General features: G+C 73.3%; 26 protein-coding genes and 1 pseudogene. 18 read left to right on the top strand and 9 right to left on the bottom strand.

The features are described from left to right. Positions 1-4 precede the first annotated feature (4 nt). From ABZ899_RS13365 to ABZ899_RS13350, 4 genes are read left to right on the top strand one after another with little or no spacing between them, the layout of a single operon-like run. Entirely contained in the window at positions 5-928 is a 924-nt protein-coding gene (locus ABZ899_RS13365) for an ABC transporter permease (protein ID WP_361344991.1), read from the top strand. Then, positions 921-1,925: an ABC transporter permease gene (locus tag ABZ899_RS13360; protein WP_361344989.1), complete on the top strand. Its 1,005-nt coding sequence runs from the start codon at positions 921-923 to the stop codon at positions 1,923-1,925. Before ABZ899_RS13365 ends, ABZ899_RS13360 begins: the two co-directional genes overlap by 8 nt. A gap of 8 nt (positions 1,926-1,933) precedes the next feature. After that, the gene (locus tag ABZ899_RS13355; protein WP_361344988.1) at positions 1,934-2,908 is read left to right on the top strand and encodes an ABC transporter ATP-binding protein; all 975 of its coding nucleotides are present in this window, start codon (positions 1,934-1,936) and stop codon (positions 2,906-2,908) included. After that, entirely contained in the window at positions 2,901-3,938 is a 1,038-nt protein-coding gene (locus ABZ899_RS13350; RefSeq protein ID WP_361344986.1) for a dipeptide ABC transporter ATP-binding protein, read from the top strand. The genes ABZ899_RS13355 and ABZ899_RS13350 overlap by 8 nt, the downstream gene beginning before the upstream one ends. 148 nt (positions 3,939-4,086) lie before the next feature. Here the strand turns inward: ABZ899_RS13350 and ABZ899_RS13345 are convergent, their stop codons facing one another. Beyond that, entirely contained in the window at positions 4,087-6,207 is a 2,121-nt protein-coding gene (locus ABZ899_RS13345) for an alpha/beta fold hydrolase (protein ID WP_361344984.1), read from the bottom strand. Positions 6,208-6,381: 174 nt separating this feature from the next. Here ABZ899_RS13345 and ABZ899_RS13340 point away from each other — a divergent pair, with 174 nt between their 5' ends. Then, positions 6,382-6,576, top strand: coding sequence for a hypothetical protein (locus tag ABZ899_RS13340; RefSeq protein ID WP_003992731.1), 195 nt, complete (start codon positions 6,382-6,384; stop codon positions 6,574-6,576). 51 nt (positions 6,577-6,627) lie between these two features. On the opposite strand, the gene ABZ899_RS13335 is transcribed toward ABZ899_RS13340, so the two are convergent. Continuing rightward, complete coding sequence (locus ABZ899_RS13335; RefSeq protein ID WP_361344982.1) at positions 6,628-6,834, bottom strand: DUF397 domain-containing protein; 207 nt, start codon at positions 6,832-6,834, stop codon at positions 6,628-6,630. Further along, entirely contained in the window at positions 6,831-7,706 is an 876-nt protein-coding gene (locus tag ABZ899_RS13330) for a helix-turn-helix transcriptional regulator (protein ID WP_361344980.1), read from the bottom strand. Before ABZ899_RS13330 ends, ABZ899_RS13335 begins: the two co-directional genes overlap by 4 nt. A 251-nt stretch (positions 7,707-7,957) precedes the next feature. Between ABZ899_RS13330 and mshB the strand changes: the two genes are divergently transcribed. From mshB to ABZ899_RS13300, 6 genes and pseudogenes are all read left to right on the top strand, one after another. Beyond that, complete coding sequence (gene mshB / locus ABZ899_RS13325; protein ID WP_361344978.1) at positions 7,958-8,815, top strand: N-acetyl-1-D-myo-inositol-2-amino-2-deoxy-alpha-D-glucopyranoside deacetylase; 858 nt, start codon at positions 7,958-7,960, stop codon at positions 8,813-8,815. Then, on the top strand, positions 8,812-9,213 hold the full coding sequence (locus ABZ899_RS13320; RefSeq protein ID WP_361344977.1) for a DUF6113 family protein: 402 nt from the start codon (positions 8,812-8,814) through the stop codon (positions 9,211-9,213). Before mshB ends, ABZ899_RS13320 begins: the two co-directional genes overlap by 4 nt. A 156-nt stretch (positions 9,214-9,369) precedes the next feature. Beyond that, positions 9,370-11,622 carry a hypothetical protein gene (locus ABZ899_RS13315; RefSeq protein ID WP_361344975.1) on the top strand — a complete coding sequence of 751 codons (2,253 nt, stop codon included), beginning with the start codon at positions 9,370-9,372 and terminating at the stop codon, positions 11,620-11,622. Positions 11,623-11,766: 144 nt separating this feature from the next. Next, a pseudogene (locus ABZ899_RS13310) lies at positions 11,767-11,919 on the top strand (ABC transporter permease); the annotation flags it as partial. Further along, positions 11,916-13,079 (top strand): histidine kinase, encoded by a 1,164-nt coding sequence (locus ABZ899_RS13305; protein WP_361344973.1) that lies wholly within the window; start codon positions 11,916-11,918, stop codon positions 13,077-13,079. The pseudogene ABZ899_RS13310 and the gene ABZ899_RS13305, both read left to right, overlap by 4 nt. Further along, positions 13,076-13,690: a response regulator transcription factor gene (locus ABZ899_RS13300; protein ID WP_361344971.1), complete on the top strand. Its 615-nt coding sequence runs from the start codon at positions 13,076-13,078 to the stop codon at positions 13,688-13,690. The genes ABZ899_RS13305 and ABZ899_RS13300 overlap by 4 nt, the downstream gene beginning before the upstream one ends. Position 13,691: 1 nt before the next feature. Here ABZ899_RS13300 and ABZ899_RS13295 read toward each other — a convergent pair whose 3' ends face one another. After that, entirely contained in the window at positions 13,692-14,543 is an 852-nt protein-coding gene (locus tag ABZ899_RS13295; RefSeq protein WP_361344969.1) for a transglutaminase-like domain-containing protein, read from the bottom strand. A gap of 39 nt (positions 14,544-14,582) precedes the next feature. Continuing rightward, positions 14,583-15,605, bottom strand: a complete 1,023-nt coding sequence (locus tag ABZ899_RS13290) for a GNAT family N-acetyltransferase (protein WP_361344967.1) — start codon at positions 15,603-15,605, stop codon at positions 14,583-14,585. Positions 15,606-15,715: 110 nt separating this feature from the next. Between ABZ899_RS13290 and fdxA the strand changes: the two genes are divergently transcribed. Both fdxA and ABZ899_RS13280 read left to right on the top strand, forming a co-directional pair. Next, complete coding sequence (gene fdxA, locus ABZ899_RS13285) at positions 15,716-16,036, top strand: ferredoxin (RefSeq protein ID WP_010474859.1); 321 nt, start codon at positions 15,716-15,718, stop codon at positions 16,034-16,036. Positions 16,037-16,147: 111 nt separating this feature from the next. Continuing rightward, positions 16,148-17,242 (top strand): bifunctional succinyldiaminopimelate transaminase/glutamate-prephenate aminotransferase, encoded by a 1,095-nt coding sequence (locus ABZ899_RS13280; RefSeq protein WP_361344966.1) that lies wholly within the window; start codon positions 16,148-16,150, stop codon positions 17,240-17,242. Between the two features lie 67 nt (positions 17,243-17,309). Here ABZ899_RS13280 and ABZ899_RS13275 read toward each other — a convergent pair whose 3' ends face one another. Both ABZ899_RS13275 and ABZ899_RS13270 read right to left on the bottom strand, forming a co-directional pair. Next, entirely contained in the window at positions 17,310-17,786 is a 477-nt protein-coding gene (locus tag ABZ899_RS13275; protein WP_361344965.1) for an ATP-binding protein, read from the bottom strand. 344 nt (positions 17,787-18,130) lie between these two features. After that, positions 18,131-19,108, bottom strand: a complete 978-nt coding sequence (locus tag ABZ899_RS13270) for a heavy metal transporter (protein ID WP_361344963.1) — start codon at positions 19,106-19,108, stop codon at positions 18,131-18,133. 94 nt (positions 19,109-19,202) lie between these two features. Here ABZ899_RS13270 and dapE point away from each other — a divergent pair, with 94 nt between their 5' ends. Together dapE and ABZ899_RS13260 are read left to right on the top strand one after the other, a co-directional pair. Beyond that, positions 19,203-20,282 (top strand): succinyl-diaminopimelate desuccinylase, encoded by a 1,080-nt coding sequence (gene dapE / locus ABZ899_RS13265; protein WP_361344961.1) that lies wholly within the window; start codon positions 19,203-19,205, stop codon positions 20,280-20,282. 118 nt (positions 20,283-20,400) lie between these two features. After that, positions 20,401-21,159, top strand: a complete 759-nt coding sequence (locus ABZ899_RS13260; RefSeq protein WP_361344959.1) for a TIGR00730 family Rossman fold protein — start codon at positions 20,401-20,403, stop codon at positions 21,157-21,159. 31 nt (positions 21,160-21,190) lie between these two features. On the opposite strand, the gene folP is transcribed toward ABZ899_RS13260, so the two are convergent. Further along, complete coding sequence (folP, locus tag ABZ899_RS13255; RefSeq protein ID WP_361344957.1) at positions 21,191-22,051, bottom strand: dihydropteroate synthase; 861 nt, start codon at positions 22,049-22,051, stop codon at positions 21,191-21,193. A gap of 137 nt (positions 22,052-22,188) precedes the next feature. Between folP and ABZ899_RS13250 the strand changes: the two genes are divergently transcribed. Both ABZ899_RS13250 and ABZ899_RS13245 read left to right on the top strand, forming a co-directional pair. Next, positions 22,189-22,545, top strand: a complete 357-nt coding sequence (locus ABZ899_RS13250; RefSeq protein ID WP_361344956.1) for a DivIVA domain-containing protein — start codon at positions 22,189-22,191, stop codon at positions 22,543-22,545. Next, positions 22,542-23,129 (top strand): DNA-3-methyladenine glycosylase I, encoded by a 588-nt coding sequence (locus ABZ899_RS13245; RefSeq protein WP_361344954.1) that lies wholly within the window; start codon positions 22,542-22,544, stop codon positions 23,127-23,129. The genes ABZ899_RS13250 and ABZ899_RS13245 overlap by 4 nt, the downstream gene beginning before the upstream one ends. Positions 23,130-23,148: 19 nt before the next feature. On the opposite strand, the gene ABZ899_RS13240 is transcribed toward ABZ899_RS13245, so the two are convergent. Continuing rightward, positions 23,149-23,952 (bottom strand): enoyl-CoA hydratase-related protein, encoded by an 804-nt coding sequence (locus tag ABZ899_RS13240; RefSeq protein WP_361344952.1) that lies wholly within the window; start codon positions 23,950-23,952, stop codon positions 23,149-23,151. A gap of 382 nt (positions 23,953-24,334) precedes the next feature. On the opposite strand from ABZ899_RS13240, the gene ABZ899_RS13235 reads away from it, so the two are divergent. Continuing rightward, positions 24,335-24,502, top strand: coding sequence for a DUF3117 domain-containing protein (locus ABZ899_RS13235; RefSeq protein WP_003966491.1), 168 nt, complete (start codon positions 24,335-24,337; stop codon positions 24,500-24,502). The last annotated feature ends 1 nt before the right edge of the window (position 24,503 follow it).

Raw genomic sequence — 24,503 nt, 5'->3', positions numbered from 1 at the left:
CGCCATGGGACGGTACGTCGTCCGGCGCCTGGTGCAGATGATCCCGGTGTTCATCGGCTCCACCCTGCTGATCTTCCTCATGGTGAACGTGATGGGCGACCCCGTCGCGGGCCTGTGCGGCGACCGCCAGTGCGACCCGGCGACGGCCGCGCGGCTCCGGCAGGAGTTCGGCCTCGACCAGCCCGTGTGGCGGCAGTACCTGACCTACCTGGGGAACGTGTTCACCGGGGACTTCGGGACCGCGTTCAACGGCCAGGAGGTCACCGAGCTGATGTCCACGGCCTTCCCGGTCACCCTGCGGCTGACGATCGTGGCGATCTGCTTCGAGATCCTCATCGGGGTCACCCTCGGCGTCCTCACCGGTCTGCGCCGCGGGCGTCCCGTCGACACCGGGGTGCTGCTGCTCACCCTCGTGGTCATCTCCGTCCCCACGTTCGTCACCGGCCTGCTGCTCCAGCTGCTGCTCGGCGTCGAGTGGGGCTGGATCAGGCCGTCGGTGTCCCCGGCGGCCCCCTTCGGGGAACTGCTCCTGCCCGGCCTCGTCCTCGCGTCGGTGTCCCTGGCCTACGTCACCCGGCTGACCCGCACGTCCATCGCGGAGAACCTGCGCTCCGACTACGTCCGCACGGCCGTCGCCAAGGGCCTGCCCCGGCGCCGGGTCGTCACCCGGCACCTGCTGCGCAACTCCCTCATCCCCGTCGTCACGTTCGTCGGCGCCGACATCGGCTTCCTGATGGGCGGCGCCATCGTCACCGAGCGGATCTTCAACATCCACGGCGTCGGCTACCAGCTCTACCAGGGCATCCTGCGCCAGAACACCCAGACGGTCGTCGGCTTCGTGACGGTCCTCGTCCTCGTCTTCCTGCTCTGCAACCTGGTCGTCGACCTGCTGTACGCCGTACTCGACCCGAGGATCCGCTATGCCTGAACAGCCGTTCCCACCCAAGGGGGTGATGGCCGGGGGCGGCGCGATGGACCTGAGCGCGACCGAGGCGGGGGCGGTACGGCGCCCGCCGGCCGCCCCCGGCGGAGCGGGCGAGCCCGTCCCGCCCGCGGCCGACCCGGCCCAGGCCGCCGACCGGCCCCGCAGCCTGTGGTCCGACGCCTGGCGCGACCTGCGCCGCAACCCCGTCTTCCTGGTCTCGGCCCTGGTCATCCTCTTCCTGGCCGTCATCTCCGTGTGGCCCTCCCTGATCACCTCCGGCAGCCCCCTGAAGTGCGACCTCGCCCGGGCCCAGCAGGGCTCCGCGCCCGGCCACCCCTTCGGCTTCGACGGCCAGGGCTGCGACGTCTTCACCCGCACCGTGTACGGCGCCCGTACGTCCGTCGTCGTCGGCGTCTGCGCCACGCTCGGGGTGGCCGTCCTCGGCTCGGTGCTGGGCGCGCTCGCCGGGTTCTTCGGCGGCTGGTGGGACGCCGTGCTGTCGCGGATCACCGACGTCTTCTTCGCCATCCCGGTCGTCCTCGGCGGCCTTGTCCTGCTGTCGGTGGTGACCGCCGACTCGGTCTGGCCGGTGGTCGGGTTCATCGTGCTGCTCGGCTGGCCGCAGATCTCCCGGATCGCCCGGGGCGCGGTCATCACCGTCCAGCAGAACGACTACGTGCAGGCCGCCCGTGCCCTCGGCGCCTCCCCGGCCCGTCTGCTGCTGCGGCACATCGCGCCCAACGCGGTCGCCCCGGTGATCGTGGTGGCCACGATCGCGCTCGGGACGTACATCGCCCTGGAGGCCACCCTGTCCTACCTCGGTGTGGGCCTGAAGCCGCCGAGCGTGTCCTGGGGCATCGACATCTCGGCCGCCTCCCCGTACATCCGCACCGCCCCGCACGCGCTGCTGTGGCCCTCGGGGGCGCTGGCGGTCACCGTCCTGGCCTTCATCATGCTGGGCGACGCGGTGCGCGACGCCCTCGACCCGAAGCTGAGGTGAGGGACGCGATGCTGCTCGACGTACGCGACCTGAAGGTGGAGTTCCGCACCCGGGACGGGATCGCCCGTGCCGTCAACGGCGTCAGCTTCGGCGTGGACGCGGGGGAGACGCTCGCGGTGCTCGGCGAGTCCGGCTCCGGCAAGTCGGTGACCGCGCAGGCGGTCATGGGCATCCTGGACTCGCCGCCGGGGCGGATCACCGGCGGCGAGGTGCTGTTCCGGGGCCGCGACCTGCTGAAGCTCGGCGAGGAGGAGCGGCGGCGGGTCCGTGGCGCCGAGATGGCGATGATCTTCCAGGACGCCCTGTCGTCCCTGAACCCGGTGCTGACCGTCGGCGACCAGCTCGGCGAGATGTTCGTCGTGCACCGGGGCATGTCCCGCAAGGACGCCCGCGCCAAGGCCGTCGAGCTGATGGACCGGGTGCGTATCCCGGGCGCCCGCGAGCGCGTGAAGCAGTACCCGCACCAGTTCTCCGGCGGGATGCGCCAGCGCATCATGATCGCCATGGCGATCGCGCTCGAACCGGCGCTCGTCATCGCCGACGAGCCGACCACCGCTCTCGACGTCACCGTGCAGGCACAGGTGATGGACCTGCTCGCCGAGCTGCGGCGCGAGTACCGGATGGGGCTCGTCCTGATCACCCACGACCTCGGGGTGGTCGCCGACGTCGCCGATCGGATCGCCGTGATGTACGCGGGCCGGCTCGTGGAGTCGGCGCCGGTCCACGACCTCTACAAGGCGCCCGCCCACCCGTACACCCGGGGTCTGCTCGAGTCCGTCCCCCGGCTCGACCTCAAGGGCCGGGAGCTGACCGCGATCAGGGGGCTGCCTCCCAACCTCACGCGCATCCCGCCCGGGTGCGCCTTCCACCCCCGCTGCCCGATGGCCCGGGACGTCTGCCGCTCCGACGAGCCCCCGCTGTACGCGGTCTCCGAGGTGCGCGGCAGCGCCTGCCACTTCCGGACGGAGTGCCTGCATGCCTGAGGCGATCCTCGAGGTCGAGGGACTGGTGAAGCACTACCCGCTCACCCGGGGCGTCCTGCTGCGCAAGCAGATCGGCTCCGTGCGGGCGGTCGACGGCGTCGACCTCACCCTCCACCGCGGCGAGACCCTCGGCGTCGTGGGGGAGTCCGGCTGCGGCAAGTCGACGGTCGCGCGGATGCTGGTCAACCTGGAACGCCCGACGGCCGGGACCATCCGGTACAAGGGCGAGGACATCACGAGGCTGTCGGGCCGGGCCCTGAAGGCCGTGCGCCGCAACATCCAGATGGTCTTCCAGGACCCGTACACCTCGCTCAACCCCCGGATGACGGTGGGCGACATCGTCGGGGAGCCGTACGACATCCATCCCGAGGTGGCCCCGAAGGGCGACCGGCGCCGCCGGGTGCGCGAACTGCTCGACGTGGTCGGGCTCAACCCCGAGCACATCAACCGCTACCCGCACCAGTTCTCCGGCGGGCAGCGCCAGCGCATCGGCATCGCGCGCGGCCTGGCGCTGCGCCCGGAGATCATCGTCGCCGACGAGCCGGTCTCCGCGCTCGACGTCTCCGTGCAGGCCCAGGTGATCAACCTGATGGCGCGCCTGCAGCGGGAGTTCGGCCTCTCGTACGTCTTCATCGCCCACGACCTGTCGATCGTCCGGCACATCTCGGACCGGGTCGGCGTGATGTACCTCGGGCGGATCGTGGAGACCGGCGGGGACGCCGAGATCTACGACCATCCGACGCACCCCTACACCCAGGCGCTGCTCTCCGCCGTCCCGGTCCCCGACCCGCGGGCCCGCACCCGCCGTGAGCGGATCATCCTCACCGGCGACGTCCCGTCCCCGACCCAGGTGCCGTCCGGCTGCCGTTTCCGCACCCGCTGCTTCAAGGCGCGCGAGCGCTGTGCCGAGGAGGCGCCGGTGCTCGCGGTGCCGGAGCCGCTGCGCGCGGCGGGGGGCCCGGCGGCCCACCCGTCGGCGTGCCACTTCGCGGAGGAGAAGCAGGTGGTGGCCGCGGAGGCCCGCCCGTAACGCCGCAAAGACCCACGAACCGCGTTAACACGCGGGCAACTTGACCGACCCGGTTCCGATATACGGACGCGTCACGCTGAACAGCGTACGGCCGTGCGGGTGCCGTAGACGGACCGGGGAGCCCACGGGCGCCCCGGTCCGTCGCCGTCTACATGAGCCCGAGCGATCGCCTCAGGAAGTCGAGCTGGAGCAGCAGCAGGTTCTCGGCGACCTCCTCCTGCGGGGTCATGTGCGTCACCCCGGACAGCGGCAGCACCTCGTGCGGCCGGCCGGCGGCGAGCAGGGCCGAGGACAGCCGCAGCGAGTGGGCGACGACCACGTTGTCGTCCACCAGGCCGTGCACGATCATCATCGGGCGGTGCGGCTCGGCCGCGTCCACCAGACCGGCGTCGTCGATCAGGGAGTTGCGCCGGTAGACCTCCGGCTGTTCGTCGGGGTGCCCGAGGTAGCGCTCCTGGTAGTGGGTGTCGTACAGGCGCAGGTCGGTGACGGGGGCGCCGACGACGGCCGCGTGGACGACGTCGGGGCGGCGCAGCGCCGCGAGGCCCGCGAGATAGCCGCCGAAGGACCAGCCGCGGATGGCCACCCGGCCGAGGTCGAGCGGGAAGCGGCCGGCGAGGTCGTGCAGGGCGTCGACCTGGTCCTCGACCACGACCGCCGCGATGTCGTCCTTGACGGCCTTCTCCCAGGCAGGTGAGCGGCCCGGGGTGCCCCGGCCGTCGGCGACGATCACGGCGAAGCCCTGGTCGGCGAACCACTGGGAGGTCAGATGCGCGTTGTGGGCGGCCACCACCCGCTGGCCGTGCGGCCCTCCATAGGGGTCGAGCAGGACCGGGAGGGGGGTGTCACCGGCGTAGTCCCGAGGCATAAGCACGGCGCACGGGATGCGCCGTGCGCCCCCCTCGGTGAGAGTGAGCCGAAGGGGCACCCCAGGATCTTCGGCATGCGACCGGACCAAGCCAATCCGCTTGCCGTCGCGCAGCACCTGGACCCGGGCCCCGGGCCGATCCGGCGTGTGGGAGACGAGCACCGTGACGCCTCCCGCGCGCACCGCCGAGTGCACGCCGGGCTCCTGCGAGACGCGTTCCACGCCGAGCTCGTTCACCCGGTACACATGGACCTCGCCGATCTCGGGATCGGTCGCCGAGGCCCCGGCCGACGCCGAGACCAGCACGTCGTCGGCGGACACGTCGAGCACCGCGCGCACATGCAACTGCGGCCCCGTCAGCGGGCGCTCACCCACCGCCAGCACCCGCGCGCCGCCCTCGTCGGCGATGCGCACCAGGTGCCCGGAGGGGCTCCAGCACGGCACACCAGGGAAAAGTTCCAGCCATTGTGGATCTTCGTCGGCGTGCACCATCCGGGTCCTCCCCGTAGCCGGGTCCACGGCCAGGAAAAGCTGGCTGCGCTGGTCGCGCGCCTGTACGAGCAGCAGTGGCGCACCCGCCGCTGACCAGTGCACTCGCGCCAGATACGGATAGCGCGCCCGGTCCCAGGAGACCTCGGTGCGGGCCCCGTCCAGGCCGACCACGAAGAGCCGGACCTCCGCGTTGGGCGTCCCCGCCGCCGGGTACGGCACCTGCCGCGGCGCCCGGTCGGGATGGGCCGGGTCGGAGATCCACCACCGCTGCACCGGCGTGTCGTCCGCCCGAGCCACCAGCAGCCGGTCCGACTCGGGGCTCCACCAGTACCCCCGGTGACGGCCCATCTCCTCGGCCGCGATGAACTCGGCCAGCCCGTACGTGACCCCGTCGGACTCCGGCTCGGCGAGCGCCCGGTCGTCCTCGCCCTCCGCGCCGACCACCCGCAGGGCGCCCCGTGCCACGTACGCGACGTGCCGTCCGTCGGGGGAGGGGCGCGGGTCGATCACCGGTCCGCGCACGGGCAGTTCACGGGCCGTGCCGGCCCGCAGCTCCGCCGTGAACAGCCGCCCCGACAGGGCGAACGAGGCCAGCTCGACGGTCGCGTCGGTGCCGTAGGAGACGATGCCGGCGCCCCCCTCGCGGCTGCGTTCGCGTCGCGCGCGCTCCTCGGGCGGGAGGTCCTCCGACGCCCCGCCCAGCAGGGCGCGCGGGTCCGCCGTCACGCGCTCCTGGCCGTCCGCCGTGTCGAGCACCCACAGCGAGTTCGCCGGGTCGGTACCGGAGGAGGAGCGCAGGAACACGGCACGGGAACCGTCCGGCGCCACCGTGAACGCGCGGGGCGCTCCCAAGGTGAACCTCTGGGTGCGGGCGTGCCGCCGGGGGAAGGAGACTGGCTCGGTCGTCATGCCCCGACCATATTGGCCAGTGCGCCCCCTTGTGCGGCTGTGCGCCGACCAGTGCGCACGTACGGATAGTTATGATCACTGTCGCATAGTGGGTATGAACCTGCTGGCTTGCTGCATGGATTTATCTGCCCCCATAGACCGACCCCCGCTTGGGATTCTTGGAGGTGAGCCGCCGTGGCACTCTCGATTTCGGCGGTGGTGCTGCTGGCGATCATCGTCTTCCTGTTGATCAAGAAGTCAGGGCTGAAGGCGGGCCATGCGATCGTCTGCATGCTGCTCGGCTTCTACCTGGCGTCCTCGACCGTCGCGCCCACGATCAGTGAGCTGACGACGAACATCGCGGGCATGATCGGCAGCATCAAGTTCTGAGCCGCGCGCCACCCTCGGGCTCCGCACCCCACGGTCCGGAGCCCGCCCCACTCACCGCCCGGCGGCGTACGCCACGAACCCGGCCCAGACCGCGGGCGTGACCGCCAGCCGCGGCCCGGCGGCGTCCTTGGAGTCGCGGACGTGGACGGCACGCGGGGTACGGGCGACCTCTACACAGGAGTCGCCGTCGGGGCCGCTGCTGTAACTGCTCTTGCGCCAGGCCAACTCGTAGGCGTCCCCGGCGGTCTCGCGGATCATGTCTCTCCCAGCAGTCGCTCGATGAGTGCCAGTGACTCCCGCGGCGGGAGCGCCAGCGCCCGGATGGTGCCATAGCGCAGGTCGAGAACGCGGAGCTGCCTCGGATCGGACGTCGGCCGGCCGTTGAACGCACCGTCCGAACGTCCCACGGCTGTTCCGTCCTCGAACTTCAGCACTTCGATCCTCCCGCTCATGCCGGGATGGGCCGCGCTGTCCATCGGCATCACCTGGAGGGCGACGTTGCTGAACCGCCCGACTTCCAGCAGGCGTTCGAACTGCTGTCGCCGCACCATTGTGCCTCCGACCCTGCGGCGGAGCGTCGACTCTTCCAGGACGAAGCTGAGAGAAGGGGCCGGCGAGCGGTCGAAGACGGAGCGCCTGGCGATACGCGCGGCGACGCGCCGCTCCAGGTCCTCGGGCGAGTAGGCGGGCTGCCACGATTCCAGCAGGGCCCGCGTGTGTCCGGCGGTCTGCAGCAGCCCGGCGATATTGCTGCACTCGTACACCCCGATCTCCACGGCCCGCGCCTCCAACTGCGCCAGATCCCGCACCTTCTTGGGATACCGGACCTTCTTCACGTCCTCCTTCATCGCGGAGAGCAGCCCGCCGGCGCCCAGTACCTCGTCCGCCAGGTCCAGGTACTCGGGCCGGGGGATCCGCTTGCCCGCCTCGATCTTGTAGACCATGTCCTCGCCGTACCCCACGGCCTCCCCGAACGCGGCGGCGCGCATCCCCACCGCCTCCCGGCGGAGCTTCAGCTGCCGCCCCACGGTCGCGACGACCGCGACACCCCAGTCGTCGTCCGGGTCCACCTCCCAACCCGGTTCGTCGGCCTCGCTCTTGAGCCGCCGGATCTCCCCGTCCACAGACATGTCGCGCCCCTCCGTCGTACGGCCGTACCGACCCGCTCCGTACCCGCCCGACCGGTACCGACAAGCCCGGACACCACCGGACAAGCGCCGGACAAGTCACCGAGCGCGACGACCTCCTCACGGAGAACGACAGGTGCCCGCCGTGGACATGCCCCGCCGCCGTTCGCGGCCCGGTCCGGCCGCGGGGACGGCGGCGCCGCACGGTGCCAGGCCGCCGGGTGGGGGCAGCAGGCGCCTCGTAGGGTGGCCCCATGACGGAACTGCCTGCCCGGCGTCTCCTCCTGGTGCACGCGCACCCGGACGACGAGTCGATCAACAACGGCGTCACCATGGCCAAGTACGCGGCCGAGGGGGCGCGGGTCACGCTGGTCACCTGCACCCTCGGTGAGCACGGCGAGGTCATCCCCGCCGGGCTGCGCCATCTGACCGGTGCCGCGCTGGGCGAGTACCGCCTCGGCGAGCTCACCGCCGCCATGCGCGAGCTGGGCGTCGAGGACTTCCGTCAGCTCGGCGGCCCGGGCCGCTACGAGGACTCCGGGATGATGGGCACCGCCGACAACGACGACGCCGCGTGCCTGTGGCAGGCGGACCTCGACGAGGCGGCCCGCGCGCTCGTGGACGTCATCCTCGAGGTGCGCCCCCAGGTCCTCGTCACCTATGACCCGAACGGCGGGTACGGGCACCCCGACCACATCCAGGCCCACCGCGTCGCCATGCGCGGCGCCGAGCTGGCCGCCGAGGCCGGCTGGCGCATCCCCAAGATCTACTGGAACCGCGTCCCGCGCACCGCCGTGGACGAGGCGTTCGTCCGGCTCCAGGCGGATCTGCCCGGCCTGCCGTTCACCAAGTCCGCCACGGCGGCCGACGTCCCCGGCGTCGTCGAGGACGAGCGGATCACCACCGTCGTCGACGGCACCGCGCACGCCGGCGCCAAGGCCGCCGCGATGCGGGCGCACGCCACGCAGATCGAGGTGTCCGGCCGGTACTTCGCGCTGTCCAACGAGCTCGCCCAGCCCCTGCTGACCACCGAGTACTACGAGCTGGTGCAGGGGGAGCCCGCCGGCGCCCCCGAGACCGACCTGTTCGCGGGGATCGAGGAGACGTCATGAGTTCGATGCTCGTCCGGCCGCTGAAGGGGCCCTCCGTCCCCCGGGCCCTCGCCTACCTGGGGCTCCTCGTGCTCGGCGCCCTGGTCGGGATCGCCGGGGCGCTGGTGCAGCCCGCCTGGTTCCCGGGCGGCCTGCTGCTCGCGCTCGTGGGGGAGGCCGGGCTGATGCTCGGTGCCGCCCGCGCCACGGGCAGCCGGGGCGGAGCCGTCGCCGCCGCCGCGGGCTGGGCGGTCACCGTCATCCTGCTCACCGCCAGCCGCCCCGAGGGCGACTTCGTCTTCGGCACAGGAGCCTCCGCCTACCTCTTCCTGCTCGGCGGCATGGCTGTGGCTGTGATCTGCGCCACCCTTGCCCCGCTACGGCAACCGGGTGGTGACGGGGTCCGACTTCGCAAGTGACGTACCACTTCTTCATACCGTGCACGTGCGAGTCCCGTGTGGGTTTCCCAGGCGGTCATGGGATACGCGTCAGAAGTGGCCAGTATGGTGGTGCGCGCCGCCGAGCCGCCCGACGCAGTGAGGTACGGGCGGCGGAGCCAACCGGGAGAACCTGCCTTGAGTCGTGAAACTGACACTCCGTCCTCCGGGCCCGACGGGCGCGGCGGAGCCGCATACCCTTCGGGGACGCCGCCGTACGGGACCCCCGTGGCTTCCGAGAGCGGTGCGGACGCGGCCCGTTCGGGCGCGCCGGAGGAACGCAAGACCGAGACCACGCTGACGACCCGCATCCGGATCAACATCCCCGGATCACGGCCGATCCCGCCGGTCGTCGTGCGCAAGCCCGTCTCCGACAGCGGGAAGCCCGGCGCCGCCGCGGACACCCAGGAGACCCAGGCGCCCGCCGTCCCCTCCGCGGGCCCGGCCCCCGCCGGACCGGCGGCCGAACCCGGGGCACCGGCGGAGGAGAGGGCCAGCGAGTGGTTCGCGCCGCGCAAGTCCCCTTCCGCCAAGGGACCTCAGAGCGGCCCCTCGGGCAACGGATCAGGTGCGCCCGCTGGTTCGGGACCGGCCGCCACCGGCCCCAAGGGCCCCGGCGCCGGTTCCGGACGGCCCGGCGGCGTCGTCGGCTCGGTGAGCGTGCCCGGCGCCCGCACGTCCGGCGGCACCGGCACGGGGCTGCCCGGCGCGACCGGCGGCCCGGTGGCCCCCGGACACGGCGGCGGCACCGGCTCCTTCGACGTCACCGAGGCGCTCGCGGCCGGACCGCGCGGCGGCACCGGCGCGTCCGGCGGCACCGGCGCGCGTCCGCCCGCCGGTGACGCGCGCCGCGACGACCTGCCGTACTTCTCCGGGAACGGCTCCGGCGGCCCGAACGGCCACGCCCCCCAGGGCGGCTACAGCGGTCCCGGCAACATCGACCCGGCCGCCGACTTCAACGCCCCGGACGGCCCCGGCGACCCCGGCGGCATCGACGACTTCAACGGCCCGAACGACTTCGGCCGCGGCGGCCCCGGCGGCGGTCCGCAGGGTCCCGCCGGCCCGACGACCGGCCCCGTCACCGGCGACGGCCCGCCCCTCGCGGGCGGCGGCTCCGGCAGGCCCCGCGGGCCCATGCGCCCCGGCCCGGCCGGTCCGGGCGCGCCCGGCGTCCACGCGGGCCCGGGCCGTCCCGGCGCCGCCCCGCACGCCCCGGGCCACGTCCCCGGCGGCGGCCTGAGCGACGACACCGCGATCCTCACCCCGCAGAAGCACGCTCCCGGGCCCGGTCACCCGCACCACGGCGTCGCTGACAACGTCTCCGGGCACACCGTCACCAGCGGCATCCCGGTCGTGTCCGGTGGCCCGCAGGGCGGTTCCCGGGGGCCGGGCGCCGCCGCGCCCGAACCGGCCGCGCCGAGCACCCCGGCGGCCCGCGCGCCCAAGAAGAAGGGCCGCAGCAAGCTGGCGCTGCTCGGCGGCGGCCTGGTCGTCCTCGCGGGCGGCCTGTACGGCGCCGGTCTGCTGATGAACCACACCGACGTGCCCAAGGGCACCACCGTGCTCGGCGTCGACATCGGCGGCGGCACCCGCGACGACGCCGTGAAGAAACTCGACGACGCCTTCGAGGACCGGGTCGGCAAGCCGCTGAAGCTGTCGGTGGGCGGGCGCACCGTCCCGCTGGACCCGGACAAGGCCGGGCTCCAGTTCGACATGCAGCAGACGGTGAGCGACGCCGCCAGCAGCGACTACAACCCGGTCTCCGTCATCGGCTCCCTGTTCGGCAACCAGCGGGTCGTCGAGCCGGTCATGCCCACCGACGAGGAGAAGCTGCACGCCGCCCTCCAGGCCGCCTCCGGCGGCAGCGGGTCGGTGACCGAGGGCACGGTCTCGTTCAAGACCGGCAAGGCGGTCGCCGTGTACGGCAAGCCCGGCGCCGGCATCGACGTCGCCCGCTCGACGTCCGCCGTCGAGGCGGCGTACCGCACCCAGGTGGAGACGGGCCGGTCCCCGGCGGTCCAGGTGGCGACGACCACCCGGCAGCCGACCGTCGCCAAGGCGGAGGTCGACCGGTTCATGAAGGAGTTCGCCGAACCGGCGATGGCCCAGAAGGTCACCATCCAGACGGACGCCGCCCACAGCATCCAGTTCGGCTCGCTGTCCCTGCCGAAGATCCTCGGAGCGAAGGCCGTCGACGGCAAGCTCGTCGACACCTACGACCTGACGGCCCTCAAGACGGCCTACGGCACCACCTTCGCGGGGGTGCAGATCAACGGCGCCAGCGGCAAGCGGGACGTCCTCCCGGAGGACGTCGCGTCCGCCCTGCGCAAGGCACTGCGCGGCAAGACCCCGGCGGAGCGCACGGTCACCATCGACACCAACCCCAGCTAGCGACGGTTCGGCAGGCCAGGGGGCACACGGCACACGCCGGGTGCCCCCTGCCGTCGTATGACATCCGTCATCCGGCACACAGGACGGGCGGCACTGCCGGGGCCCCCGCCCGGCGGCGAGGCTGGACCCATGACGACGACAGCCGTGCCGGCCACCCGCGCGTACGCTGCACCGGGTCAGGCCATCGAACAGAGTCAGGCCCCGGACGCCGGGGACGTCGCCCTCCTCGCCGTGCTCTTCGTGCCGGCCGGCGGCGGCGCGGCCGGGCCGTACCGAAAGGACACGCTGAAGGCGTGAGCAGCGTCGGCATGGGGCAGCGCCCGCGGAACCGCAGACAGCGCGTCGTGAAGTTCCTCTGGATCGGCATCTGGCTGGCCTACCTGGGCGCGCCGGTCGACGACCTGCTGCACGGAGGCCACGGCGACGGCGTCGTGGTCCTCGGCTGGATCGGCCTGGCCGCCTTCGTCGCCTGGTACTTCGCCCTGGTCTCCCGCGCCGGACGCGGCGAGCACAACGCCGTCGTCCTCGGCTCCTTGGCGGTGCTGGCCGCCCAGTCGACCGTGCTCAGCCTGACCCTGGGCCGGCAATGGCTCGTGCTGTACGTGTACGTGGCCATCGCGTCGGGTGCCGCGCTGCCGTTCCGCCTGGCCCGCTGGACGATCCCGGCCGTGTCCGCCCTGCTCACCGGCGCCGCCCTGGTGGTGCCGGGCGGTACGTCCTTCCTGACCGGACTGCTCTTCCCGGCCCTGCTCGGCGGCTTCTCCATGACCGGCGTGCGGGAGCTCATCCGCACGACGACGGAGCTGCGGGAGGCCCGCGCCACGGTCGCCCGGCTCGCCGCCAACGAGGAACGGCTGCGGCTCGCCCGCGACCTGCACGACCTGCTCGGTCACTCGCTGTCCCTGATCACGCTGAAGAGCGAGCTGGCGGGCCGGATGCTCCCGGGCCACCCGGACAAGGCGGCCCAGCAGGTCGCCGACATCGAACAGGTCAGCCGGCAGGCGCTCGTCGACGTCCGGGCCGCCGTCGCGGGCTACCGCAGACCCCGGCTCCTGGAGGAACTGGCGGGCGCCCAGGTCGCGTTGACGGCGGCCGGCATCACCGCCGAGCTCCCCGCCGAACCGGACCTCACGGGTGTCCCGGAGGACAGCGAGACGGCCCTGGCCTGGGCGCTGCGCGAGGCCGTCACCAACGTCGTGCGCCACAGCGGCGCCCGGCGCTGCACGGTGGAGCTCCTGCGCCGCCGGACGCTGGACGGCCCGCTCGTGGAACTCGCCGTGGAGGACGACGGCCCCGGCGGCGCCGGCGGCGGCCCGGGGAACGGCCTGACCGGCCTGACGGAACGCCTGACCCAGGCCGGCGGCACCCTGGAGGCGGGCGGGACCCGGCACGGTTTCCGCCTGATCGCCCGCGCCCCGGCCACGGGTGTCCCGGCGGACGTAGGATCCGGCGCATGAGCCCGACGATCAAGGTCCTCCTCGCCGAGGACCAGTCCATGGTGCGCGAGGCCCTGGCCGCCCTGCTCGGCCTGGAGGACGACATCGAGGTGGTCGCCCAGGCGGCCCGCGGCGACGAGGTGCTGGCGGCGGCCCGCGCGCACGACGTGGACGTGGCCCTGCTCGACATCGAGATGCCGGGCGCGACCGGCATCGAGGCGGCCGCCCTCCTGCACGCCGAGCTGCCCGCCGTGAAGCTGGTCGTCCTCACCACGTTCGGCCGCCCCGGCTACCTCCGCAGCGCGATGGAGTCCGGCGCCGACGCGTTCCTCGTCAAGGACGCCCCGGCGGCCCAACTGGCCGAGGCGATCAGGAAGGTGCTGGCGGGGGAGCGGGTCATCGACCCGACCCTCGCCGCGGCGGCCCTCGCCGAGGGCGCCAACCCGCTCACCGACCGCGAGCGGGAGGTGCTGCGCGCGGCGGAGGACGGGTCCACCAACGCCGAACTCGCGGCGGCCCTGCACCTGTCCCAGGGCACGGTCCGCAACTACCTGTCGACGGCGATCCAGAAACTGGCGGCCCGCAACCGCGCGGAGGCGGTGCGCACAGCGAGGGAGAAGGGCTGGCTGTAGGTCAGTTCAGCAGGGCCCGGGCGGCGCGGGCCTCCGCGCGCACCCGCTCCGCGGCGCCCTCGTCCACCACGTCGATCAGCTCCGCGTACTCCTCCAGCTCCGCGGCCCCCCGCACGAAGTCACCGCGCCGGACCAGCAGCGTGCCCCGCTCGAACCGCAGCCGGGCCGGGTGCGCCGGAAGCAGCAGCGACAGCTCCACCGCCCACAGCGCCACGTCCGTCCGCTCGGGCCGGGCCGCGGCCCACGCCCGCACGTTGTTGAGGATCCGCATCACCACCTCCAGCGGATCGGCCGGCGTCAGCATCGACGGCTCCAGCGGCGCCCCCGTGGCCCCGGCCACCAGCAACTCCGCGTCGGATCCGGTCAGCACCCGCCCTCCGTCGAACGGGTCGGCGAGCACCTGCTCCTCGGCGGGGCCGAACCCCACCACGAAGTGCCCGGGCAGCGCGACCCCGTACACCGGGGCCCCGGCCCGCCGGGCCACCTCCATCCACACGACCGACAGCAGGATCGGCAGCCCCCTGCGTCGCAGCAGCACCTGGTGCAGCAGCGACGACTCCAGCCGCTCGTAGTCCGCCGCGCAGCCGCGGAACCCGTACCGCTCGCCGAGCAGCTCCCGCAGCGCCACCGCCCACGCGCGCGGCCCGCCCGGCCGGTACGGCAGCCGGCCCGCCAGGTCGTCCAGCTCCATCTGCGCGGCGTCCATGCCCGGCTCGTCCAGCTCCCCGTCCGCCTCGGCCCCGATGAGCAGGCAGAGCGCGGACAGGTCGGGCCGCTCGGACCGCGCCTCCTCGGCGAACCGCCGCCGCAGCTCGGCGGAGCGCTCGGGGGACGGGGGATACAAGGGACGCATAGCCGGCTCGTGCCCTTCCACGGTGATCGCTACCGCCGCTCAGGCGGATCGGTAGTGGTGGTACGCGTGGTGCGCGGCGAAGCCCATCCCGGCGTACAGCCCGCGCGCGCCCGCGTTGTCCGTCTCGACCTGGAGCCAGGCCGCCGACGCCCCCTCGTCCAGGGCCCGCGCCGACAGCGCGGCCATCACCCGGCGGGCCAGCCCCCGCCGCCGCAGCGCCGGATCGACCTCGACCGCGGAGAACCCGGCCCACCGGCCGTCCACCACGCAGCGCCCGATCGCGGCGGGCGCCTCGCCGTCCCCGGCGGGGACGGACGCGAACCACACCGAGGGACCGCTGCCCAGCACCTTCAGGGCCACGTCGCTCACTCCCTTGCGCTGATACCGCGCAAGCCAAGCCTCGTCCGCTTCCCGGCCCAGCACCACTCCGGAGCCCTCGTGCCGGTCGGCGACCGGCGCCAGCGCCCCGACCCACAGCTCGGCGGTCACCTCGCGCTCCCAGCCGCGCCGCTCCAGCTCCGCGCACAGCCGCTCCTGGGTGCCCTCGGCGCCCGTCGCGGTCTGCACGTACGCGGGCAGGCCCCGGGCGGCGTACCAGTGGCGCACGGCGTCGAGCGCGGCGTCCAGCGGCAGCCCGGGGTCGCCCAGCGGCAGCACGGAGTTGGCGCGGCGGGTGAAACCGGCGGCGGCGCGCAGCTCCCAGGCGCCGAGCCGATCGCTCTCCACGGGCCGCCACGCGCGCGCGGCGACACGCGCGAGCTCCTCGTAGGTCGCGGCGGGACCGCGGCGGCGGGCCGGAGCGGCCGGCACCACCTTCCCGGCGACCAGCGAGGCTTCCGGGATGTGGACGGTTTCACCACTCTTCCGTGTGATCAGCAGCACACCGTCGTCCCACGATGCGAGCACGCCCACCGTGTCGGTGAACTTCTCACCCGAACCAGCGGCATCGGCCAGGCAGCGTACGGAGACCCGTTTGCCCACGTCAGCAGCGGTGATACGGACCTCAAGGCGCCCCGTCGCAGAGATTTCCACAGGTCTGTTCACCCCTCCTGTTCGGATCATGCCCAAGAACGGAGATACTAGGGGCGGGCATCGACGACGCCGCGCTCCCGCGCGCCAGGCGGCGGAGCCTGAGGAGGCCCGCCAGCGCCCAATCGAGGAGGAACGACAGCGTGACCTACGTCATCGCGCAGCCTTGTGTCGACGTCAAGGACAAGGCGTGCATCGAGGAGTGCCCGGTCGACTGCATCTACGAGGGCCAGCGGTCCTTGTACATCCACCCGGACGAATGCGTCGACTGCGGTGCCTGTGAGCCGGTCTGCCCGGTCGAGGCGATCTTCTACGAGGACGACACTCCGGAGGAGTGGAAGGACTACTACAAGGCGAACGTCGAGTTCTTCGACGAGCTCGGCTCCCCCGGCGGCGCCAGCAAGCTCGGTCTGATCGAGCGGGACCACCCCTTCATCGCCGCGCTGCCGCCGCAGAACGGGTAATCCCCATCGGCGACCCGCACAGCGTGCCGCCTCGGTCCCGTACGGCCTCGACCGCCGTACGGGACCGGGGCGTTGCCGTGTCCGGCCGTACCAGAAAGTGAGCGACATCCCGTGTCCGCAGTCTCCGACCGCCTCCCGGCCTTCCCCTGGGACAAGCTGGAGCCGTACAAGAAGACGGCCGCAGCGCACCCGGACGGCATCGTCGACCTCTCGGTCGGCACACCGGTCGACCCGGTCCCCGAGCTGATCCAGAAGGCGCTGGTCGACGCGGCGGACTCCCCGGGCTATCCCACCGTGTGGGGCACCCCGGCGCTGCGGGACGCGATCACCGGCTGGGTGGAGCGCCGGCTCGGCGCCCGCGAGGTCACCCGCCGGCACGTCCTGCCGGTCGTCGGCTCGAAGGAACTGGTCGCCTGGCTCCCCACGCAGCTGGGCCTCGGCCCCGGCGACCGGGTGGCCTACCCCCGGCTGGCCTACCCGACGTACGAGGTGGGCGCGCGGCTGGCACGCGCCGGGTACGAGGTGTACGACGACCCGACCGAGCTGGACCCGCGCGGGCTGAAGCTGCTCTGGCTGAACTCGCCGTCCAACCCCACCGGCGAGGTCCTCTCGAAGCAGGAGCTGACCCGGATCGTCGCCTGGGCCCGGGAGCACGGCGTCCTGGTGTTCTCCGACGAGTGCTACCTGGAGCTGGGCTGGGAGGCCGAGCCGGTCTCCGTCCTGCACCCGGACGTCAACGGCGGTTCGTACGACGGCCTGGTCGCCGTGCACTCGCTGTCCAAGCGCTCGAACCTCGCCGGATACCGCGCCGCCTTCCTGGCGGGCGACCCGGGCGTGCTGGCCCCGCTGCTGGAGATCCGCAAGCACGGCGGCATGATGACGTCCGCGCCGACCCAGGCGGCCGTGGTGGCGGCCCTGGGCGACGACGAGCACGTCCGCGTCCAGCGCGAGCGCTACGCGGCCCGCCGCGCCGCCCTGCGCACGGCCCTGGAGGGCCACGGCTTCCGGATCGAGCACAGCGAGGCGAGCCTGTACCTGTGGGCCACGCGGGACGAGTCCTGCTGGTCGACGGTGGCGCACCTCGCCGAGCGCGGCGTCCTGGTGGCGCCCGGCGACTTCTACGGCGAGGCCGGCGCCCGGCATGTGAGGGTGGCGTTCACGGCCACCGACGAGCGGGTGCGGGCCGCGGTCGAGCGGCTGGCCTGAGACACGCGGAGCGGCGGGGTCCGGGAAGCGTCCCGGACCCCGCCGCTGTCGTCCGCCGCCGGCTGCGTCAGCCGATCGGAAGGCCCTGCACCGGCAGCGAGCCGGTGGTGGGCAGCCCGCCCTGGGTGGCGGCCCCCGCGGTGTCGCCGAGGACGGTGCCGACGGAGCCGGCCACGCCGCCCGCGGTCCGCTGGGTGGCCGGGGCGGCCTTCTTCGCGACCTTGCCGCCGGTCTTCGTCACCTTGCCGCCGGCCTTCTTGGCGGCCTTCGTGCCCTTCTTGGTGACCTTGTGGCCGGTCTTCGTGGCCGTCGGCAGCGCCTGGTCGACCGCGCTGTCGACGGCACCGCTCGCGATCCCGGCGGCGTTCTGGGCGGCGCCGTCGACGACGCTCGCGCCGTCCAGGGTGGAGAGCCCGCCGAGCTTGGACGCGTCGGGCAGTTCGGGGGCCGCGCTGGCGGAGCCGGCCGCACCGACCCCGGCAGCCGCTCCCGCAGCGACGATCAGCGCGGCACGGGCGATCCGGCGGGTCAGGGGGAGGGTCATGATGCTCCTTCGACGGGTAAGTCGGGTGAGAACGATGAAGTGTCCGACCAGGCCCGGCAGTTGACCGACAGGCTGTTGATCTCCGGGCTCGGCGCAGTGACTACCGCTCGAAGGCCGGGAAGGTTGCGGCGCGTCAATGTAAAGAGTTGGCAATGCGTCGCATAATCGCCTGCGGACAAACAGGGGCATAGCGCACAGCGTCGAAAAGTATGCGGAACCCTTACATCCCTTTGCTCACAAGGGGTTTGGCCGCGTGCGGCCGAGCGGCGGGAAGCCTGCCCGCCCCGGCGCCCGGCGACACCCGCGGTGACCCCGACGAGTGAGTCCCTGAACGCGTGCGCGTACTACCGGGTCGTCGTGATCCGGACCGCGTCCGCGGCGCTCCCGCTCTCCGTGGCGCCCCGCGCCCCGCTCGTCCGCCACCGGCTGTCGGTGTGCCCGGCGGTCCACTCCCGCCCCGCGTAGGCCACCCGCTCGATGTCCAGCCGGGACGCGTTGGCCACGGCCCAGTGCGCCAGCTGCCAGCCGCGCTCACCGGCCGCGCGCTTCTCTCCGGCCCTCCCGTCCGCGGTCACGGGCAGCACCACGGTCCGCCCGTCCCCGCTCGCGCCCCGCGCGCCGGACGGCGTGGGCGACGCCGTGCCGGCACCCACCTCGGCGGCGGCCGCCTGCAGCGCGTCGTGCCCGAAGTCCCGCACCAGCGCCGCCCGCACCCGGTCCGTCCCCGCGGTGGGCGTGGCGTCCGGACGGCCGTCGCAGGTCAGGGTGGCGGCCGCGCGGCCGGTGAGGGCGGCGGCCAGCAGCCTCGCGTCCGGCTCGTGCTTGGCGTACGCCTCCGGGAAGCCGCTGCGCTGCACGCGCTGCGCTGCCTCCGTCAGCGGCAGCCGGGTGTAGTCCGGGACCTTGGCCAGGTGCTCGTAGAAGGCGCCGGCCGCGTAGGTCGGGTCCATGATCTGCTTCTGGGTGCCCCAGCCCTGCGACGGCCGCTGCTGGAACAGGCCCAGCGAGTCACGGTCGCCGTGCTCGATGTTGCGCAGCGCCGACTCCTGCAGCGCGGTCGCGAGCGCGATCGTCACCGCCCGCTCCGGCAGCCCCCGCCCGGTGCCGACCGCGGCGATCGTCGCCGCGTTCACCGCCTGCTCCGGCGTGAACTCGTACCGTGCGCCGTCCCCCGTGGCGGAGACGACCGCGCAGCCCGGCGCGTGCGCGCCGCCGGTGACGTACTGCACGGCGAGATACCCGGCGACGGCGAGCAGGACCAGCAGGGCCGCCCCCCGGCGGAGGATGCGGCCACGGCGTGAGGAAGGCGACGTCTTCGGCACGCCTACAAGGTAGCCGAGGCTACTGAGTGGTAGGCGGACGGTGGGAAAAGAGGGACCGGGCCGCAGGCCAGGACCGGGGGTTAGGGTCGGCCCCATGGCCGACACCTCCCTTGACCTCAGCCTCGACGCCGCCCGGCTCACCGCCCGGCTGGTCGACTTCCCCTCCGTCAGCGGCTCGGAGAAGCCCCTCGCGGACGCCATCGAGGGCGCCCTGCGCGCCCTGCCGCACCTGACGGTCGAGCGGTACGGCAACAACGTCCTGGCGCGCACCGACCTCGGCCGGCCGGAGCGGGTCATCCTCGCCGGGCACATCGACACCGTGCCGATCGCGGACAACGTGCCCTCGCGGCTGGACGACGACGGCGTCCTGTGGGGCTGCGGCACCTGCGACATGAAGTCCGGCGTCGCCGTCCAGCTCCGCATCGCGGCCACCGTCCCGGCCCCCAACCGCGACCTCACCTTCGTCTTCTACGACAACGAGGAGGTCACCGCCGACCTCAACGGCCTCAAGCACATCGCGGAGAACCGCCCGCAGTGGCTCGAGGGCGACTTCGCGGTGCTCCTGGAGCCCTCGGACGGCGAGGTCGAGGGCGGCTGCCAGGGCACCCTGCGCGTGCTGCTGAGGACCACGGGGGAGCGGTCCCACTCCGCCCGCTCCTGGATGGGCTCGAACGCCATCCACGCGGCCTCCCCGATCCTGGCCCGCCTCGCCTCGTACGAGCCGCGGTACCCGGTGATCGACGGCCTGGAGTACCGGGAGGGCCTCAACGCGGTCGGCATCTCCGGCGGCGTCGCGGGCAACGTCATCCCCGACGAGTGCGTCGTCACCGTGAACTTCCGCTACGCCCCGGACCGCACCGAGGAGGAGGCCGTCGCGCACGTCCGCGAGGTGTTCGCCGACTGCGGCGTCGAGGAGTTCGTCGTGGACGACCACAGCGGCGGCGCCCTGCCCGGACTGTCCCACCCGGCCGCCGCGGCCTTCATGGAGGCCGTCGGAGGCACCCCGCGGCCCAAGTACGGCTGGACGGACGTCTCCCGTTTCTCCTCCCTCGGCGTCCCCGCCGTCAACTACGGCCCCGGCAACCCGCACCTGGCGCACAAGCGGGACGAACGCGTCGAGACCGCGAAGATCCTCGCGGGGGAGGAGCGGCTGCGGGCGTGGCTCACGGCGTGAGCCGATCGGCGCGCCGGGGGTTTGGGACGTCGCGGCGCGGACATGCTGACGTCCCCCGCAGGTAACCCGCGTAGATCTACGCTGAGGTGGAACGTCCTGCCACACGGAGGGAGCGCACATGGCTACCGGTAACCCCGAGGGGAAGAAGCAGCCACCCGACGAGCAGCGGCTGGGGCCGGTGCTGCGCCGGCGCCACCAGGTGCAGGCCGGCACCACGGACCAGCGCCTGCTGGACGAGCGCGCCCCCACGGACTGGGTCCACACCGACCCCTGGCGGGTCCTGCGCATCCAGTCCGAGTTCATCGAGGGCTTCGGCACGCTCGCGGAACTGCCGCCCGCGATCAGCGTCTTCGGCTCCGCGCGCACCCCGGTGGACTCCCCGGAGTACGAGGCCGGGGTGCGGCTGGGCCGGGGCCTGGTAGAGGCCGGCTTCGCCGTGATCACCGGGGGCGGCCCCGGCGCCATGGAGGCGGCCAACAAGGGCGCCCTCGAAGCGAACGGGACCTCCGTCGGCCTGGGCATCGAGCTGCCCTTCGAACAGGGCCTCAACCCCTACGTCGACATCGGCCTGAACTTCCGGTACTTCTTCGTCCGCAAGATGATGTTCGTCAAGTACGCCCAGGGGTTCGTGGTGCTCCCGGGCGGCCTCGGCACCCTCGACGAACTCTTCGAGGCCCTCACCCTCGTCCAGACCCAGAAGGTCACCCGCTTCCCGATCGTGCTGTTCGGCACCGAGTACTGGGGCGGCCTGGTGGACTGGCTGACCGACACCCTGGTGGCCCAGGGCAAGGCGTCCGAGAAGGACCTGCTGCTGTTCCACGTCACCGACGACGTGGACGAGGCGGTGACCCTGGTCTCCAAGGAGGCGGGCCGCTGACCCCGGGCGGGTGACGGGCGTGGCCGGGGGCTCAGGCCAGCCCCCGCCGCGCCACGGCCGGCGGCCGGTGCCCGGCGATCGACGCCACCATGTCCAGCACCTGCCGGGTCTCCGCCACCTCGTGCACCCGGTACACCTGGGCGCCCAGCCAGGCGGACACCGCGGTGGTCGCGAGCGTCCCGACCACCCGCTCCTTGACCGGCCGGTCCAGGGTCTCCCCGACGAAGTCCTTGTTGGAGAGGGAGACCAGCACCGGCCAGCCCGTCTCCACCATCTCCCCGAGCCGCCGGGTCGCCTCCAGGCTGTGCCGGGTGTTCTTCCCGAAGTCGTGACCCGGGTCGATCAGGATCGACTCGCGGGGCACGCCCAGCGCGAGCGCCCGCTCCGCCAGGCCCACGGTCACCCGCAGGATGTCCGCCACGACATCGTCGTACGTCACCCGGTGCGGCCGGGTGCGGGGCCGGGCACCCCCGGCGTGCGTGCAGACCAGGCCCACCCCGTAGCGGGCCGCGACCTCCGCCAGAGCGGGGTCCACACCGCCCCAGGCGTCGTTCAGCAGATCGGCACCCGCCTCGCACACCGCGGCACCGACCTCGGCGCGCCAGGTGTCCACGCTGATCACGACGTCCGGGAAGCGCCGGCGCACCTCCGCCACGAACCCGACCGTCCGCCTCGCCTCCTCCCGCGCGGTCACCTCCTCGCCGGGCCCCGCCTTGACCCCGCCGATGTCGATGATGGCCGCGCCCTCGGCCACGGCCTGCTCCACGCGCGCGAGAGCCGGCTCGTCGTGGAACGTCGCCCCCTGGTCGTAGAAGGAGTCCGGGGTCCGGTTCACGATCGCCATGACCACCGGTTCGTGCGCGCCGAACTCACGACCGCCCAGCCTGAGCATCCCCTGTGACCTTCCCTCGACGTTCCCGCTGCGTACGGCCTTGTGGCCGCCTGCGACCCTAACCGTCAGCGTCGCATGGCACGATCGGACCCTGACACACCCGACCGCTCGCATCACGGACCGTGGGGGCCACAGCGATGCTCATGTTCTTGTTCCTGGTCGTCGCGCTGGCCGTCGTGGTCGGCGCGGTGACGCTCGCCGTGGTGGGCGGCGGCGAAGGCGACGGACCGCTCCCGGAGGCCGCGCCCGAGCGGCTGGACGCCCCGCTGCCGCCGGACCGCCCGGTCGGCCGCGCCGACGTCGAGGGCCTGCGCTTCCCGCTCGCCGCCCGCGGCTACCGCATGGCCGACGTCGACGACGCCCTCAGCCGCCTCGGCGCCGAGCTCGCCGAGCGCGACGCCCGCATCGCCGACCTGGAGTCCGCGCTCGCCGGCGCGCGGGCGCCGCGGGGCCGGCTCTCCATGGAGAAGCCCGACCAGGAGGACCAGCGGTGAGCGACGGCACGGCCCTCGCGGGCCCGGACGGCACCCTGCGCTGCCCCTGGGCCCTGTCCACCCCGGACTACGTGGCCTACCACGACGAGGAGTGGGGCCGCCCCGTCCACGGCGACGACGCCCTGTACGAACGGCTCAGCCTGGAGGCCTTCCAGTCGGGCCTGTCCTGGATCACGATCCTGCGCCGCCGCGAGGGCTTCCGGGCGGCCTTCGCCGGGTTCGAGATCGCCCGGGTCGCCACCTTCACGGAAGCCGACAAGGAACGCCTCCTCGCCGACGCCGGGATCATCCGTAACCGGCTGAAGATCGAGGCGACCGTGGCCAACGCGAAGGTGCTGGCCGACTGGGCCCCGGGCGAGCTCGACGCCCTGATCTGGTCCCACGCCCCGGACCCGGCCGCCCGCCCGGTCCCGAAGAGCCTGGCGGACGTCCCCGCGATCACCCCCGAGTCGACGGCCCTGTCGAAGGCGCTGAAGAAGCGCGGCCTCAGGTTCGTCGGCCCGACGACGGCGTACGCCCTGATGCAGGCGTGCGGCCTGGTCGACGACCATCTGGCGGGATGCGTGGCGCGGGGCGCCGCCTGACGCGGGCGGCGCCCTCCGCTCAGCGGCCCAGGTACGTCGGCTTCTCCTTCTTGACGAACGCCTGCACCGCGATCGCGTGGTCCTCGGAGGTGCCCGCGCGCGTCTGCAGCTCGTCCTCCTTCTCGAGGGTCTCCTCCAGGGAGTGCGACAACCCGAACGCCACCGCCTCCTTGATCGCCGCGTACGCCACCGTCGGGCCCGCGGCGAGTCCCCGGGCCACCCGCTCGGCCTCGGCGCGCAGCTCCGCCGCCGGCACGAGCCGGTTCGCGATCCCGAGGTCGTACGCCTCCTGCGCGCCGATGTTGCGCGGGAAGAGCAGCAGGTCGGTGGCGCGGCTCGGGCCCACGACCCGCGGCAGCGTCCAGGAGATCCCGGAGTCCGCGGTCAGCGCGACGCCGGCGAACGACGTGTTGAAGGCGGCCGTCTCCGCCACCACCCGGTAGTCCGCGGCCAGCGCGAAGCCGAGGCCCGCCCCGGCGGCGACGCCGTTCACCCCGGCCACGACCGGCTTCCGCATCCCGGCCAGTGCCAGGGTGATCGGGTTGTAGTGCTCCTTGACCGTGGTCATGGTCAGCTTCGTCCCGGTCTCCCGGTCGGACGCCAGCAGCCCGATGTGCTCCTTCAGGTCCTGACCCACGCAGAACGCCCGCTCCCCGGCCGCCGTGAGCAGCACGGCCCGGACGGCGTCGTCGCCCGCGGCGGCCTCGACCGCGTCCCGCAGGGCGACCTTCGCGGCGATGTTCAGCGCGTTCATCGCGTCTGGGCGGTTCAGCGTGATCGTCGCCAGCCCGTCGCTCACCTCGTAGAGCACGGTGTCGGCCATGGCGTATCCCCTCCGGTGCGGCGGCTCCGGGCGTACTCGTACTCGTCGGTACGCCCATGTCTGGGGACAGCATGGCGGAGATCACGGGCCGCCACGGGCACGGGACGTGTGACCTGCGTCAAAGAATGCACGCCCGGGCGTGTACGGCCGAAGTGTGCGCGGTGGCGCAGTATCGCAGCCACATCGCCGAATTGAGTGGTTTTGCTCGCGCGCGTTGCTCAAGCGATGCCGACCGATGTTGGTCATCGGGTCCTGAGATGCGGGATAATGGCTGGGAAGCAATGTGTTCGATGCCGGTGTCGCGTGTCTCACTCGCGAGACACGTGCCCTCCATGGGGCCGTCGGCTTTGACGATGAGCTGGTTTCAGGAAGGGGAACGAGCATGGCGGCCATGAAGCCGCGGACGGGCGATGGCCCGCTCGAGGTGACCAAGGAGGGGCGGGGCATCGTCATGCGCGTTCCGCTCGAAGGCGGCGGTCGGCTCGTCGTCGAGCTGACCCCTGACGAGGCCGACGCGCTCGGCGACGCCCTCAAGAAGGTCGTCGGCTGAC

The organism is Streptomyces sp. NPDC046859, from assembly GCF_040645135.1.
Lineage (GTDB): Bacteria > Actinomycetota > Actinomycetes > Streptomycetales > Streptomycetaceae > Streptomyces.
The sequence above is the reverse complement of the archived record's forward strand: the minus strand, read 5'-3'. Positions and strand labels throughout refer to the sequence as shown.

Coding starts and splice junctions, on each gene's coding strand:
- ABZ899_RS13365 (WP_361344991.1), top strand. CDS start 5: ATGGGACGGTACGTCGTCCGGCGCCTGGTGCAGATGATCCCGGTGTTC.
- ABZ899_RS13360 (WP_361344989.1), top strand. CDS start 921: ATGCCTGAACAGCCGTTCCCACCCAAGGGGGTGATGGCCGGGGGCGGC.
- ABZ899_RS13355 (WP_361344988.1), top strand. CDS start 1,934: ATGCTGCTCGACGTACGCGACCTGAAGGTGGAGTTCCGCACCCGGGAC.
- ABZ899_RS13350 (WP_361344986.1), top strand. CDS start 2,901: ATGCCTGAGGCGATCCTCGAGGTCGAGGGACTGGTGAAGCACTACCCG.
- ABZ899_RS13345 (WP_361344984.1), bottom strand. CDS start 6,207: ATGACGACCGAGCCAGTCTCCTTCCCCCGGCGGCACGCCCGCACCCAG.
- ABZ899_RS13335 (WP_361344982.1), bottom strand. CDS start 6,834: ATGATCCGCGAGACCGCCGGGGACGCCTACGAGTTGGCCTGGCGCAAG.
- ABZ899_RS13330 (WP_361344980.1), bottom strand. CDS start 7,706: ATGTCTGTGGACGGGGAGATCCGGCGGCTCAAGAGCGAGGCCGACGAA.
- mshB (WP_361344978.1), top strand. CDS start 7,958: ATGACGGAACTGCCTGCCCGGCGTCTCCTCCTGGTGCACGCGCACCCG.
- ABZ899_RS13320 (WP_361344977.1), top strand. CDS start 8,812: ATGAGTTCGATGCTCGTCCGGCCGCTGAAGGGGCCCTCCGTCCCCCGG.
- ABZ899_RS13300 (WP_361344971.1), top strand. CDS start 13,076: ATGAGCCCGACGATCAAGGTCCTCCTCGCCGAGGACCAGTCCATGGTG.
- ABZ899_RS13295 (WP_361344969.1), bottom strand. CDS start 14,543: ATGCGTCCCTTGTATCCCCCGTCCCCCGAGCGCTCCGCCGAGCTGCGG.
- ABZ899_RS13290 (WP_361344967.1), bottom strand. CDS start 15,605: ATGATCCGAACAGGAGGGGTGAACAGACCTGTGGAAATCTCTGCGACG.
- ABZ899_RS13275 (WP_361344965.1), bottom strand. CDS start 17,786: ATGACCCTCCCCCTGACCCGCCGGATCGCCCGTGCCGCGCTGATCGTC.
- dapE (WP_361344961.1), top strand. CDS start 19,203: ATGGCCGACACCTCCCTTGACCTCAGCCTCGACGCCGCCCGGCTCACC.
- ABZ899_RS13260 (WP_361344959.1), top strand. CDS start 20,401: ATGGCTACCGGTAACCCCGAGGGGAAGAAGCAGCCACCCGACGAGCAG.
- folP (WP_361344957.1), bottom strand. CDS start 22,051: ATGCTCAGGCTGGGCGGTCGTGAGTTCGGCGCGCACGAACCGGTGGTC.
- ABZ899_RS13250 (WP_361344956.1), top strand. CDS start 22,189: ATGCTCATGTTCTTGTTCCTGGTCGTCGCGCTGGCCGTCGTGGTCGGC.
- ABZ899_RS13240 (WP_361344952.1), bottom strand. CDS start 23,952: ATGGCCGACACCGTGCTCTACGAGGTGAGCGACGGGCTGGCGACGATC.
- ABZ899_RS13235 (WP_003966491.1), top strand. CDS start 24,335: ATGGCGGCCATGAAGCCGCGGACGGGCGATGGCCCGCTCGAGGTGACC.